This is a genomic window from Candidatus Paracaedimonas acanthamoebae (genome assembly GCA_017307065.1).
In the GTDB taxonomy this organism is placed as follows: Bacteria; Pseudomonadota; Alphaproteobacteria; order Caedimonadales; family Caedimonadaceae; genus Paracaedimonas; species Paracaedimonas acanthamoebae_A.
In genome coordinates this window covers 15,835-28,815 of sequence record JAFKGL010000019.1, presented here as the reverse complement: position 1 = coordinate 28,815, position 12,981 = coordinate 15,835, and the positions used below count along the sequence as shown (strand labels likewise).

The window sequence follows — 12,981 nt, the reverse complement described above, 5'->3', positions numbered from 1 at the left end:
ACATTTAAGATGACGAGCTTAAGTTTTCTTTTTCATCTCAAACATTCTACTTTTGTTTTATTTAAGCTAAACAGTATGAATAACGTTTGTGACGACGCCCCAGATCATGAAATCCATTTCTTCTGTGATTTCAATAGCTGGATAATTTGGATTTTCAGGCATCAAGAATACTTTATTATTTTCTTTAAAAAGACGCTTTACTGTTAATTCACCATTCACAACGGCAATCACAACCCGGCCTTGAGCTGGACGTATCGACCGATCAACAATCAATAAATCTTCGGGATGAATTCCCGCATTAATCATAGAATCTCCACTGACACGCACAAAAAACGTACTTTGGGGATTCTTTAAAAGATGGTCGTTAAGATCTAATTGCCCATCACTAAAATCTTCTGCAGGGGATGGCGCACCTGCGGCTACACGCGTATTAAATAATGTCAAAGGCTGAGAACTAGATGCTGAGGCATTCCATATAGCACTGGCTTTCGTTCCACCAACCTCAGGTTTTAGCTTTTTCGGAAATTTCAATAGCATGTCTTTGATTTCTCCAATTTTACTTACAGGAATTCGTATGACTTGTGTCGGCTCGCCAAATCTTCCTGATCCCATTTTACGTCCTGCGCCTTTTCTCGCGCCTCCATGTGTATTTTTTTTTTCAGTCATTTTTTACTCCTCTCCTTGAATTATGTACAATTCTGTAACTTTTGTCAACCTTAAAAACTCTTAATATTCGAAAAAAATTCCAACAAAATGAATTTGTTATTTTTCCTCATTTGGGAAATAATGTACAGGATAACCTTCATGAGCTTTTAACATAAAGAGCTTCCATATCTTTGCAGGCAATCGACCTCCAGTAACCTTTTTCATCGATTTATTATCATCATTTCCCATCCATACACCTGTCACGAGATCAGGCGTAAATCCTATAGCCCATGCATCACGATATTTCTGACTTGTTCCAGTTTTCCCCGCACAAGGACGCCCTATATTTGCACTCTTTCCTGTTCCATAAGAAAAAGCGGCCTCCATAAGCTTAAGTCCATACCTTACTGTTTGAGGTTGCAAAATTCTACCCACCCCCTGGCTTTTTCTTTTATAAAGTAATTCACCTTGTCCATTTCTCACTTCAATAATGCCATAAGGCCAAACACCAAAACCGTGATTCGCAACAGTTGCATAAGCTGCAGACAATTCCAGTAATGTCGCCTCTCCAGAGCCAAGAACGATTGTTAGATCCTTTGGCATCGGACTTGTAAGACCTAATCGACGCGCAATTTTATTCAGGGTTGGTAATCCCAAACGATGAGCTAATCGAACTGTCACAGCATTTACAGAATAGGCAAACCCATCTGTCAGAGTCAGTTCTCCTCGACTTTGCCATGCATAATTTTTAGGTTTCCAGTTTCCAATCTGCATTGGCACATCACTGACCATGGTCTCTGGCGTATATTCATGCTCAAGAGCAGCCAAAAAAACAAAAAATTTAAATGAGGAACCCGTTTGCCTCTTGGCTTGTGTTGCCCGATTAAATTGGCTTTGTGCATAGTTACGCCCCCCCACCATAGCTCTCACACCTCCATCAGGCGTCATAGAAACTAAAGAAGCTTGGCTAGCATCAAACTTAGGACCATCTATTGTAAGGACCTCTGCAACGCTTTCTTCTGCCATTCTTTGCAATCGAGAATCCAACGTCGTTTTGACCACAATATCATCTGAAGGTTTGCCGATATATTCATCTAAAGTTTCAAAAACCCAATCAGCGAAATAACGTCCTACTAAAGCTTCACTTTTTGTTTTGACAAGATGTTCCGGTAAAGTCTGATATTGCTTGATATCTTCTGTTTTAAGGTATCCAGCATCAACCATTGCTGCTAGCACAACAAGGGCCCGGGAATGGGCAAGCTCTGGATTGCTAATCGGTGAATATCTTGAAGGTGCTTTTAGCAAACCCGCAATAATAGCTGCCTGGTATACTGATAAGTCTTTAGCTGATTCTCCAAAATAACGCCAGGCAGCGGCATTAATTCCATAAACGCCCGCGCCTAAGTAAACACGATTTAAATAAATAGAAAGAATATGGTCTTTTTCCAAATGTGCTTCAAGCCACAGGGCAAGCAAGATTTCTTGGACTTTCCGACGGAAAGAACGATCATTGGCTTCATAAAGTTTTTCAGAAAGAAGAAAATTCTTTGCAAGCTGCTGAGTGATCGTACTGCCCCCTTGAACGACAGCCCCTGCTCGAAAATTTCGCCATGCTGCTCGCAAAATGCCAAAGATATCCACGCCGAAATGTTCATAAAAACGACGATCTTCCGTTGCTAAAATTGCTTGTGGAACATATTTAGGTAAATCTTTCACATGAACAAAAGATCCATAAAGATCACCATAAGTCGCAATTGTTGTCCCATCTCGCGCCAAAAGAGTCACACTGGGTTCTCGTGTTGTGAGTTCAAGCCGCTTAATATCCGGCAAATCATAAGCAAACAAAATTAAAAGGCACCCTCCTATCACCCCTCCCCAAATCAACAAAGACAAAAACCATGCAAATAGTTTTGATTTCCCGCCTTTTGATGGCTTGGATTTTGCAGAACTTTTCTTTTTCAAAGAAGCAGATTTAGTAATGCCAGAAGCCCGATATGGACGATCATCTGGATCTATTTTTAAAGCTGCATATAAAGGTGGTTTTTTCTTCATTATTACTTCTTAATTTTTCATTCGTCATTTTGAATCCTGTATCCTACACAAGAGAAAAGCCAGATGTCTAGTGTCTCACACATCTATCGCTCTTAAAATTTTATTACTTAATATCTTTCATCCCCGGAGAAGGTGGGAATTGATTTCTTTACACTTTTAATAACCAACAAAAAAAGTGCTGAATAAAATATAGACAGAAGAGCTGAATGATTATTAAATAAGCACACTTTAATGGGGGCAAAAAGTCCAAAAATTGTATTCTCACCACATAAACTTGAAATGGAGTCATGATGCTTGATGAATTTGAAATGCTTGTGCAAGGCTATGCCGCTTTTCGAGCTTCGTATTTTAATGGAGACAATGAGTTGTATGGAAAACTCGTTGAAGAAGGGCAAAAACCCAAAATACTGATGATTGCCTGCTCAGATTCACGTGTAGATCCGGCGATTGTGTTGGGATGCCAACCAGGAGATTTATTTGTCGTTCGAAATGTTGCCAATCTCGTTCCTCCTTGCGAAAGTGATCAAGGGTACCATGGAACAAGTGCTGCTCTCGAATTTGGTATTAAAGCCCTTAAAATTAAACATGTTGTCCTTTTTGGGCATACACGCTGCGGCGGCATTCAAAGTCTTTTTGAAGTTCCTCAAGAAAATAAAGAAAAACTAAGCTTTATTGAAAAATGGATGGGACTGGCCCGACCGGCTTTTGAGAAGGTTCAACAAGAACATACTCACTTACCTCTTGAAGATAAAATAACAACTTGTGAGCAATATTCCCTTCTGAATTCCTTAGAAAACCTCATGAGTTTTGACTGGATCCGAGAAAAAGTAGAAACAAATCAGCTCGTTTTACATGCTTGGTATTTTGATATTCAAACAGGCCTTATTTATGCACATGATCCTCATACGACTATTTTTAAACCTTTGATCCAGGAAAATTTACAAACCTTAACTGAGAGATCATCATAGAAAATGACCAAAAATATCACAAAGCCCAGAAGCTGAGCTTTGTGATAAGTTTTGGACGTAAGAGAGCTTATAATTATATTTTATTTGTAAATTATAGTTAATGATGCTCTCTTAATTGAGTCATGATCTGGAAACCAGACAGGACTCAATTTCTCTTGTTCTTTTTGTCTCTTTTCTTTAATAAAATCCTCATATGGTCTTCCGTCAATATAAGCAGAGTATTCTGTTTTGCCGGTATCCTTGTTTGAACGTTGGATAATCACGATATAATGCTCTTTGCTGTCTGACGCTTCTGAAGATGAAATCTGTAAGTAAGGATTTCCATGTTGAGAGATTAACCAGGTTTTTTTTAATAAATCCTTTTTAATGCGCTCATATTTCTCTGGAAGAGGTTGCCGAAAAATTCCCATAAATTGAGCTTTTTGTTCCTTTTTCTCTTCTTTGTTTATGGAAGAAAAAGCAGGTGAAATGTTCTCTTTATCATCCCCATCTATGAGGACGGCTTCGATAGGTTTTTGAGACGTTATTTCTCCATAAATGTTCCAACAAGAATCAATAGTTTTTTGAGGAGATCTTTTTCTTTGCCTTTCAATTTGTCTCTTTCTCTTAGGAGAAACAGAACCTGATCCCTTACTAGAACGTACCCCCCATTCCGCTGTTGAGGATAAAGGCAGAACTTCACCACTCTTTTGGACATAGCTAAGGATAGATGTCTGTCGGCCGAATGCAGATCTCTTTTTTGGAGAATAATCATACCCTTCAAGAGCCATGGGGGAACTGAAGCTACTCACAGATGACAGAGTAAATAAAAAAGCAATTTTTATTACTGGACCAAAAGACATTATTTTCTTCCTAAAAATGACAAAAAGGTACTTATCACGGGAAAATAATTTTGACAATTGATAAAATTATTAATTATTTTAATTAAATTTAAGATAATTTTTATGATCCATCAAAAATAATTCTATATTCAAATAATTGATTAATTTTTTAGGTGATAAATTTTTTTATAATTTTAAGAAAAAAATGAAAAATTTATTTTATAGGCAATATTATTTGATTATTTTTCCCAAAAATATTTTTCTCATAAAACTCAATAAGGCAATTTTTACGAAACTCTTTATAAAGAAAAATTATGTTATAAAAGATCAATTAGGATGGATGACAGCACGTCGCTAACTTGATATAAGACTTAAAGTATATTTTTTAATAAAGATAAGATCATGTGGACAACTTCTCGAATTCGTAAGCAATTTTTAGACTATTTTCAACAACAAGGGCATACTATCGTCGATTCAAGCCCTTTAATCCCGCGAAATGACCCGACTTTGCTTTTTACAACAGCAGGCATGGTTCAGTTCAAAAATATGTTTACAGGGATAGAAAAAAGGTCCTACAGCCGCGCATCTACATCCCAAAAATGCGTCCGAGCTGGCGGAAAACATAATGATCTTGAAAATGTTGGGTATACCTCGCGCCATCATACTTTCTTTGAAATGTTAGGAAATTTCTCGTTTGGAGATTATTTTAAAGATGCCGCCATTGAAATGGCCTGGAATCTTATTACAAAAGAGTTTGGTATCGATAAAAATCGCCTTTTAGTGACTGTCTATGCAGATGATGATGAAGCGGCAGGATATTGGCGCAAGATTGCAGGACTCTCTGATGATCGCATCCTTCGTATCTCAAGCTCAGATAATTTCTGGTCGATGGGAGATACGGGGCCTTGTGGGCCTTGTTCTGAAATTTTTTATGATCATGGCGACCATTTAGCAGGTGGTCCTCCAGGGACTCCTGACGAAGATGGCGAGCGATTCGTGGAGATTTGGAACCTCGTCTTTATGCAATATGAGCAGCTTGTTAACCAACGCATTAACCTTCCCAAACCTTCAATTGATACAGGCATGGGACTTGAACGGATTGCCGCCGTCTTACAAGGCGTTCACGATAATTATGACATTGATTTATTTAAAGCCCTTATTCGAGCTTCTGTCGACCTCACGGGCATAAAAGCTGAAGGCAAAAACACGGCTTCTCACAGAGTCATTGCCGACCATTTACGATCAACAAGTTTTCTTATTGCAGAAGGTATCACACCTTCAAATGAAGGTCGTGGATACGTTTTAAGACGTATTATGCGCCGCGCGATGCGCCATGCCTATCTTTTAGGGTGCAAAGAACCTCTCATGCATCAGCTAGTCCCCACATTGCTTGCAGAGATGGGAGAAGCTTATCCAGAACTTACACATGCCCAAACAGTGATTCAAGATACCCTAAGAGTGGAAGAAGAACGCTTTCGCCAAACGTTGGGGCGGGGCTTAAAATTGCTTGAAGAAGAAACTATTTCTTTAAACCCTCAAGAATCACTTTCTGGTGATGTTGCCTTCAAGCTTTATGATACTTATGGATTTCCTTTAGATTTAACGCAGGATATCTTGCGTACTGATGGGCGACAAGTTGACCTCAAGAGCTTTGATGCAGCAATGGCAAAACAAAAAGCTGTGGCGAGAGCTTCTTGGGTAGGATCAGGCGAACAGCAAAATGATTCCATGTGGTTTCAAGTCCTTGAGCGTACAGGTGCCAGTGAATTCCTTGGGTATGATACTGTTGAAGCTCAAGGCCTTGTACAAACCCTTATCATAAACGGGCAAGAAGTTACCGAAAGCGAAGAAGGACAAGAGGTGCTTCTTATCCTGAATCAAACCCCATTTTATGGTGAATCAGGCGGCCAAATGGGAGATACAGGCCTGATGATCTCTGATGAAGGTCTTGCCATTGAAATTCAAAATACGACGAAGAAGCTAGGGAATCTTCATGTCCACCAAGGTTTGATAAAAAAAGGAAAAGTTCAACTTGGCCAAACTTTAACGTTAAAAGTAGATATCGAACGACGCAACTTATTGAGAGCCAATCACTCAGCAACTCACCTTTTACATGCGGTTTTGCGTCAACATCTTGGTGAACAAGTTATTCAAAAAGGCTCTTTGGTGGCCCCAGATCGCTTACGGTTTGATTTTAGCTTCCCACTCGCGCTTACCCGTGAACAACTTAGTTTCATCGAAAATGACGTTAATTCACTCATTCGTCAAAATAACAAAGCCACTACCCAAGTCATGGCCCCTGAAGAGGCCATTAAAGCCGGCGCGATGGCTTTATTTGGTGAGAAATATAGTGAAGAAGTTCGCGTGGTTTCCATGGGCCCTGAAGGAGCTAATCATAAACCTTATTCAGTGGAATTATGTGGGGGAACGCACGTTCATCGCACAGGAGATATTGGGTATTTCAAAATTGTTAGTGAAGCCGGAATCGCCGCAGGAATAAGACGTATTGAGGCTTTAACTGGCCCCGCAGCAGAAATTCATATGGCGCAACGAGAACAACTTGTTCTGGATACGGCTGGACTCTTAAAAAGTCGTCCCGAAGATATCCTATTACGTCTTACAACTTTACAAGATGAAAAACGCAAACTTGAACGTGACGTCAAAGATTTACAAAAAAAATTAATGACCGGAAGCTCGACGGATGCTGCGACACAAACTATTGCCGGGGTTAAATTTCTAAGTCGCGCTCTAGAGAATGTAAGTGCCAATGATTTAAAGCCATTAGTGGACCAATTGAAAAATCAAATCGGATCTGGCGTCGTCATCGTTGGTTCTAACCAAGAAGGCAAAGGTTCTATCGTCGTCGGTGTTACAGCAGATCTCATTTCCACCCACAATGCGGTGGATCTCGTACGACTGGCAGCAGAAGCCTTAGGCGGCAAGGGTGGTGGAGGTCGTCCAGATCTTGCCCAAGCAGGTGGTCCTAATGGAGATAAACTTGAAGCTGCCTTTATGGCCGTGCAACAGTCTTTATCTAAGAATTAACGTAAATAAAAGCTCGACCGACGGATTATTAGAACACTCATAGGGATGTCTTTTCGACTTTTTGAACTCGCCTATATAAAGAAAACTTCTTTGTTATAGCTTTTTGAGATGCGAGACTATTTTTCATTTCCTCTACAAAAATGACTTAACCAAAATTTTAAACCTCAATTAAACGCAAGCGAATATTCGTGCCGGAAAAATTTATTTCTTAAGTAGAAAATTATTCTCGGGGGTCGCCAAACGGATTTCTTTAATTTTTCCAAGTTGATAAACGGAAGATATTATAAACGGATCTTTGCTTACTATATCAACGGCTTATTGTTTTGATACCACAGAGAGAAGAAAAATGCAGAACATCCTCACAAGGACCACAAAACATAAGCTTCTTTTGACGATGTAGGTCTTTTAAATGATCAACATGTGCTTTCAAGAGCTCTGGGGTACAGAGCTCTTCTTGAAAGACTTGAAATTCAACAAAATAGGTTGCCACAAAAACCTAAGGTTTTAGGCAGCATCTTCCCCATTGTTTTCTTCAAAAGAACTCGCCGCCATAGCTTGGCTTACTTGGCCTGATTTCTCACGAATAGCTTTTTCGATGATGATCATTGTTTCAGGATTTTCACGCAAAAATAGTTTTACAGCTTCACGTCCTTGGCCAATTCGTTGCCCTTGGAAAGCATACCAAGCACCAGATTTTTCAATGATATCTGCTTTTACACCAAGATCTATCAACTCACCAACTTTGGAAATACCTTCACCATACATAATATCAAACTCGACAACCTTGAAAGGGGGTGCCACTTTGTTTTTGACGACCTTCACTCGTGTTTGATTCCCAATGACTTCATCTCGATTTTTAATCGAACCAATCCGTCGAATATCAAGGCGCACAGAAGCATAAAACTTTAGAGCATTTCCTCCTGTCGTTGTTTCAGGATTACCAAACATCACCCCAATCTTTTGACGAATTTGGTTAATGAAAATCACAATACAACCAGAACGTGAGATAGAACCTGTCAACTTACGTAACGCTTGACTCATAAGGCGAGCCTGAAGCCCCATATGAGAATCGCCCATTTCACCTTCAAGTTCAGCTTTCGGCACAAGGGCAGCAACAGAATCTATCACTAACACATCAACACCGCCTGAACGCACAAGTGTATCCGCAATTTCTAAAGCTTGCTCACCCGCATCAGGTTGTGAAATCAAAAGCTCATCCACATTTACCCCAAGCTTACGCGCATAAACAGGATCTAGAGCATGCTCGGCATCCACAAACGCACAGACGCCTCCTAATTTTTGGGCTTCAGCGACACAATGCAGAGCAAGAGTTGTTTTTCCAGAGCTTTCAGGCCCATAAATTTCTATAATCCGTCCTTTTGGAAGCCCACCAATCCCTAAAGCAATATCAAGACTTAAGGAGCCTGTTGAGATTGATTCAATTTCTATGGCTTCTTGTTGGCCAAGCTTCATTATTGAGCCTTTACCAAAAGCACGCTCGATTTGTGATAAAGCCGCCTCAAGGGCACGTTGTTTTTCCATAGAGTTAAATTTCCTTATATTGAAGTAAAAATTTGCTAAACTAGTTTATCCCATACCAAGCCACTAATTGCAAGTTTTGCAACGGCCTATAAAAAGATATCATTCCATTATTCTCGTGAATCACCACTGTCGTAGACTCACTTTATTTAAGGTTAAATTTGCATTATTGTTAAAAATATATCTCCTTTATTTTCATTTCCATTTATCCTTAAAGATAGCTCTTATTTTAGCCCATAAGAATTCCTCGATGATTCTGACACTCCACCTTGTCAGTACAACCAGAAACGTGTCTCACCTAACGTTCTTAACCAACTTCATCTTATTTAATTATACCAAAGTATAATTACTTTTCCTAGAAAAAAGTACTCGTATCAATAATAAAAATGAAAAAATTCTTATTTTAGAAAATAAGTGAAAATGTTTTATAAAGAGCCTCATCAAGATCTTCTAAAGAGGCGCTAGACCCCAACGCCTCCAAAGAGGTCACCCCATATTCCTTGATTCCGCAAGGCACAATTCCTTGATAATGAGTCAAATCAGGATTCACATTAATAGCAACCCCATGAAAGCTGATCCATTGCTTTAATCGAATCCCAATAGCTGCAATTTTCTTCTCATCACCTTGATGATCAACCCATAACCCTATCCGCCCTTCTCGGCGCTCACAACGAACATCTAAGGTTTTTAACGATTGGATAATCCACTCTTCCAAAGCCTTCACAAAAGCACGGATATCCTTCATTCGATGGCGCAGATCTAACATGACATACACCAACCGTTGTCCTGGGCCATGATAAGTATATTTCCCCCCTCTTCCCGTAAAATAAACAGGAAAATCTCCTGAACCTATCAATTCTTGCAATTTAGCACTTGTGCCTGCCGTATAAAGAGGGGGATGTTCAAGCAGAAAAATTTGTTCAGTATCTTGCCCTAACTGAATCTTTTCAACGCTCTCTTCCATCATTTGAAGCGCTAGAGGATAAGGTGTTAACCCTTTAAATGTTGTCCACTTGGGGAGTGGTGCCTCGAGGTATTTTTTAAATTGCATTCCGACCACTATTCATTCAATAAAAATTTTATCACAAAATAACAATCTACTTACTAATTATTTTATATTTCAACTGTTTAATATGAATAATTTACCTTTAAGTATAAAAATATATCTATAAATAAATAATCTATCTTGCAAGCCTTTGATTAAAATGAGAACATTATTTATGTAATATTAGTTAAGGGGAATAATATGACAAAGCAACTCACTGAAATCGAGATAAAAGCACGCGTTAAAGAGCTTAGAAATTTCTATGTCGACTTAACTCTCTACGGAGCAGTCAATCTTGGCCTTATCTTAATTTGGGCCATTTCAGGGGGGGGCTATTTCTGGCCGATTTGGGTAATTGTTGGATGGGGAATTGGCATGGCTTTGAAAGCTATTTCTTTAGATATGATTCCGGCTCTTGCGGATCTTTTTCCTTTCTTCGCCAAAACATGGGAAGAACAACAAATTAAGCGGATGATGAAAAGTCAATCGATGGCGCCATCAGATGCATCACCAAAAACTACAGATACTTCACCTCTCACCTCAGAAATTAAAGCTTCTATTGAGAAAACAGTGAAAAACGCAACACCGGCAAAAAAAGCAAAAGCTTCAACGCCCAAAGGTTTTAAAAAAACCCCTCCCCTCAAAAAATAAACTTTATATAAATTAAACAAGGAGAAAAAAATGTTTCGCATACTGACATCAACCACCCTTTCAGCAAGCTTGCTTTTTGGCTTTTCTGTTAATGCAGCAACAGCTGATACAAAAACAGCAGCCCCCGAAGTTCTTGCACAATCTTACAGATGCCCCCCTTTTGAAAATACGGCTCAATGCAAAAAAGCAGTTGAAGACAAATATATTAAGTGTATGGGATTAGTTGATCAAGAAGAACAAGATGACGAAGATTCACATGGTGATCGTGCGCCACTCCATCCAACACAAAGAGTTTGCGCAGTTGAACGCGACAAAGGTATGGCTGAGTGCGAGAGTAATTGTAAATAATTATTCACTAAGTCTCTAAAAATAATCCCTTTCTTTTCTCATAAAGAAGGGGATTATTTTTATCGCCCTTTAATATTAAAAACCATCGACCATTTTCATTTCTGTTCCGCTTGCGTCCCCTCTTTAAATACAGTAGAAAGGCGCATCTATTATAAATCTTAGGAGTTTTAAATACCATGGCGTCTTATCAGTATGTCTATGTGATGCAAGGTTTAAGCAAAACGTACCCAGGAGGTCGTCAGGTATTAAAAGATGTTTCTCTCTCCTTTCTACCCAATGCAAAGATTGGCATTATTGGGGTCAATGGCGCAGGAAAATCAACCCTCATGAAAATCATGGCAGGTATTGACAAAGAATACCAAGGTGAAGCATGGCCAGCAGAAGGCATTAAAGTAGGTTATCTCTCTCAAGAACCTGAGCTTGATCCTACTCTCACTGTGCTTGACAATATCATGGCCGGCGTTCATGAAGCAAAATCTCTATTGGTGCGATTTGAAGAACTTAGCGCACGTTTTGCAGAAGAACTTTCTGATGATGAAATGAATGCTCTAATTATGGAACAAGGGGAAGTTCAAGAAAAAATTGAAGCCCTCAATGCCTGGGAATTAGACAGAACAATAGAAATTGCAATGGATGCTCTTCGCTGCCCTTCGGGCGACGCTCAAGTAAGTCAACTTTCAGGCGGTGAAAAACGTCGCGTTGCTCTTTGCAGGCTTCTTCTGCAACACCCAGACATTCTTTTACTTGACGAACCCACGAACCATCTTGATGCAGAATCTGTCGCGTGGCTTGAAAAATTCCTTCAAAATTATAAAGGCATGGTTGTTTTAGTTACACACGATCGCTATTTCCTAGATAACGTCGTTGAATGGATCTTAGAACTCGATCGCGGACAAGGTTTTCCTTTTAAAGGAAATTACTCAGGCTGGCTCGAATATAAGAGAAAATCCTTAGAACAAGAAGAAAAACAAGAAGTTGATCGCCAAAAAACACTTGAACGAGAGCTAGATTGGATTCGCCAATCTCCAAAAGCACGCCAAAGTAAAAGTAAGGCTCGTATTTCTGCTTATCAAGAACTTTTAGCTAAAAGCCATGAGAAAAGAACTTTTACTGAACAAATTATTATTCCCGCAGGCCCCCGCCTTGGAGATCTTGTCATCGAATGTCAAAATCTCTTCAAAGGGTTTGGAGATAAACTTCTCATTGAAGATTTAAGCTTTCAAATACCGGCCGGCGCTATTGTCGGTGTTATTGGCCCAAATGGAGCCGGAAAAACATCTCTTTTCCGAATCCTTAGCAATCAAGAACCCCCCAATAGTGGAAATATAAATTTTGGTGAAACAGTACAGCTAGGCTATGTCGATCAAAGTCGAGATGCGTTAGACGATAGCAAAACCGTTTGGGAAGAAATTTCTGGCGGTCTTGATGAAATCGAATTAGGGCGCTCAAAAATGGCAAGCCGCGCTTACTGTGCTCGTTTTAATTTTAAAGGGTCAGATCAACAAAAAAAAGTTGGCCTTCTTTCGGGAGGAGAACGAAATCGTGTCCATCTCGCGAAAGTTCTTAAATCAGGAGCGAATGTTCTTCTTCTAGACGAGCCAACGAATGATCTTGATGTTGAAACCCTAAGAGCATTAGAAGACGCATTAGAAGACTATGCGGGATGCGCTATTATCATTAGCCATGATCGTTGGTTCTTAGATCGCATCGCAACACATATCCTTGCCTTCGAAGGAGAAAGCCATGTGGAATGGTTCCACGGAAATTATTCAGATTATATCATTGATCGGGAAAGACGCCTAGGCTCTATCAATTCTCCACAAAAAATAAAGTATAAACCTTTAACTAGATAATAAAAAAAATAATT

The 12,981-nt window shown here is 39.4% G+C and carries 11 protein-coding genes; 5 read left to right on the top strand and 6 right to left on the bottom strand.

Going from position 1 to position 12,981, the window contains the following annotated elements; all coding sequences use genetic code 11:
- Positions 1 to 66: 66 nt before the first annotated feature.
- Entirely contained in the window at positions 67 to 537 is a 471-nt protein-coding gene (gene umuD, locus J0H12_04950) for a translesion error-prone DNA polymerase V autoproteolytic subunit (protein MBN9413254.1), read from the bottom strand.
- A 225-nt stretch (positions 538 to 762) separates the two neighbouring features.
- Positions 763 to 2,697 (bottom strand): PBP1A family penicillin-binding protein, encoded by a 1,935-nt coding sequence (locus tag J0H12_04945; protein MBN9413253.1) that lies wholly within the window; start codon positions 2,695 to 2,697, stop codon positions 763 to 765.
- 290 nt (positions 2,698 to 2,987) lie between these two features.
- Here J0H12_04945 and J0H12_04940 point away from each other — a divergent pair, with 290 nt between their 5' ends.
- Positions 2,988 to 3,665: a carbonic anhydrase gene (locus tag J0H12_04940; GenBank protein ID MBN9413252.1), complete on the top strand. Its 678-nt coding sequence runs from the start codon at positions 2,988 to 2,990 to the stop codon at positions 3,663 to 3,665.
- An 80-nt stretch (positions 3,666 to 3,745) separates the two neighbouring features.
- Here J0H12_04940 and J0H12_04935 read toward each other — a convergent pair whose 3' ends face one another.
- Positions 3,746 to 4,507, bottom strand: coding sequence for a hypothetical protein (locus tag J0H12_04935; GenBank protein MBN9413251.1), 762 nt, complete (start codon positions 4,505 to 4,507; stop codon positions 3,746 to 3,748).
- A gap of 378 nt (positions 4,508 to 4,885) precedes the next feature.
- Here J0H12_04935 and alaS point away from each other — a divergent pair, with 378 nt between their 5' ends.
- Positions 4,886 to 7,531 (top strand): alanine--tRNA ligase, encoded by a 2,646-nt coding sequence (gene alaS / locus J0H12_04930; GenBank protein ID MBN9413250.1) that lies wholly within the window; start codon positions 4,886 to 4,888, stop codon positions 7,529 to 7,531.
- A gap of 307 nt (positions 7,532 to 7,838) precedes the next feature.
- Here the strand turns inward: alaS and J0H12_04925 are convergent, their stop codons facing one another.
- The 3 genes from J0H12_04925 to lipB all read right to left on the bottom strand — a co-directional run bounded on the left by J0H12_04925 (position 7,839) and on the right by lipB (position 10,121).
- Entirely contained in the window at positions 7,839 to 8,021 is a 183-nt protein-coding gene (locus J0H12_04925) for a hypothetical protein (GenBank protein ID MBN9413249.1), read from the bottom strand.
- Between the two features lie 14 nt (positions 8,022 to 8,035).
- Positions 8,036 to 9,073 carry a recombinase RecA gene (gene recA / locus J0H12_04920; GenBank protein ID MBN9413248.1) on the bottom strand — a complete coding sequence of 346 codons (1,038 nt, stop codon included), beginning with the start codon at positions 9,071 to 9,073 and terminating at the stop codon, positions 8,036 to 8,038.
- 400 nt (positions 9,074 to 9,473) lie between these two features.
- Positions 9,474 to 10,121 (bottom strand): lipoyl(octanoyl) transferase LipB, encoded by a 648-nt coding sequence (lipB, locus tag J0H12_04915; protein ID MBN9413247.1) that lies wholly within the window; start codon positions 10,119 to 10,121, stop codon positions 9,474 to 9,476.
- A 195-nt stretch (positions 10,122 to 10,316) separates the two neighbouring features.
- Between lipB and J0H12_04910 the strand changes: the two genes are divergently transcribed.
- The 3 genes from J0H12_04910 (at position 10,317) to ettA (ending at position 12,967) form a co-directional block, all read left to right on the top strand.
- Positions 10,317 to 10,766, top strand: coding sequence for a 2TM domain-containing protein (locus tag J0H12_04910; GenBank protein MBN9413246.1), 450 nt, complete (start codon positions 10,317 to 10,319; stop codon positions 10,764 to 10,766).
- A 30-nt stretch (positions 10,767 to 10,796) separates the two neighbouring features.
- Positions 10,797 to 11,114 carry a hypothetical protein gene (locus J0H12_04905; GenBank protein MBN9413245.1) on the top strand — a complete coding sequence of 106 codons (318 nt, stop codon included), beginning with the start codon at positions 10,797 to 10,799 and terminating at the stop codon, positions 11,112 to 11,114.
- 176 nt (positions 11,115 to 11,290) lie between these two features.
- Positions 11,291 to 12,967: an energy-dependent translational throttle protein EttA gene (gene ettA / locus J0H12_04900; GenBank protein MBN9413244.1), complete on the top strand. Its 1,677-nt coding sequence runs from the start codon at positions 11,291 to 11,293 to the stop codon at positions 12,965 to 12,967.
- The last annotated feature ends 14 nt before the right edge of the window (positions 12,968 to 12,981 follow it).